Source organism: Pseudoalteromonas sp. S2893 (genome assembly GCF_005887105.1).
GTDB lineage: Bacteria > Pseudomonadota > Gammaproteobacteria > Enterobacterales > Alteromonadaceae > Pseudoalteromonas > Pseudoalteromonas atlantica.
In genome coordinates this window covers 1-395 of sequence record NZ_PNCY01000073.1, presented here as the reverse complement: position 1 = coordinate 395, position 395 = coordinate 1, and the positions used below count along the sequence as shown (strand labels likewise).

The following is a 395-nucleotide window of genomic DNA, read 5'->3' as shown; positions in this document are numbered from 1 at the left end:
AATCCTCCTGCGCCCACCACTCTTTACACACTCTGCTTAGAGTATAAATAAGTTAAAGTGTTTGGTTTAAAACCAAATCGGTCGGAGGTTCATTCTTACAAGATACGTCCTGCTTCCAGCACTTTTTACACACTCTGCTTAGAGTATAAATAAGCAAACAGTAAAAGTGGGCGCATAGCTCAGCTGGATAGAGTACCTGGCTACGAACCAGGCGGTCGGAGGTTCGAATCCTCCTGCGCCCACCACTTTCATAAATAAGCCGACAAAAGTCGGTTTTTTTGTGTCTGAAATAACATATAAGTTAAGCGCATATTTTACGATGTATACTTATATTTATTGTTTCAGAAACTCCGCTTAGAGTATAAATAAGAAAAAATGAAAGTGGGCGCATAGCT

1 tRNA gene is annotated in these 395 nt (G+C 40.3%); it reads left to right on the top strand.

The window, feature by feature from the left end:
* Nucleotides 1–168 precede the first annotated feature (168 nt).
* A tRNA-Arg gene (locus CWC04_RS19155) sits at nucleotides 169–245 on the top strand.
* Nucleotides 246–395: the final 150 nt, after the last annotated feature.